At 50.6% G+C, this 587-nt stretch carries 1 protein-coding gene; it reads right to left on the bottom strand.

Annotated features, from left to right (window positions below):
- Positions 1-587: TRAP transporter large permease subunit (locus tag R8N47_RS26855; protein WP_318186318.1), on the bottom strand; the 587-nt coding region annotated here is incomplete at both ends.

The raw sequence follows: 587 nt of genomic DNA, 5'->3' as shown, positions 1-587 counted from the left end.
CTCGATGATCGCTTTTGGTCCCATTTTGTGATCTTTCGAAAACCACGAAGAGACAACAACAGAAATGATGGAAAGGCCTGCCGCATAAGTGGGTGTAAAACCTTTCACGAGCAACGTCACCAGAACCACCAAAGGAATGAGGTTGTGCCAACCACTCACCAGAACTTTGATAAGCGATTCGTCACTGGTTGTAATTTTCTGCACGCCGCTACGCTTCGCTTCGATACGCACAAAAAACGCGACCGATAAGAAATAAATCAACGCAGGGACAAACGATACAGCAATGATATCCACGTAAGGAATTTGAGTATAAGACGCCATAATGAACGCGCCCGCGCCCATCACCGGAGGCATCAACTGACCACCAGTAGAAGCCGCAGCCTCAACCCCTGCAGCAAAGCGCGAAGGGAAACCTGCTTTTTGCATCAACGGAATACTGATCACCCCTGTCGACACGGTATTCGCCACGCTAGATCCCGACACAGAGCCCATTAAACCCGAGCCAAGCACGGCAATGAAACCCGGCCCTCCGATGATTTTTCCTGCGGCTGCACGAGCGACATTGATGATGTAATCCCCAACGCCAG

This window comes from Vibrio sp. 2132-1 (assembly GCF_033344315.1).
Note: the sequence above shows the minus strand (reverse complement) of the source record. Positions and strands in the feature narration are given on the sequence as shown.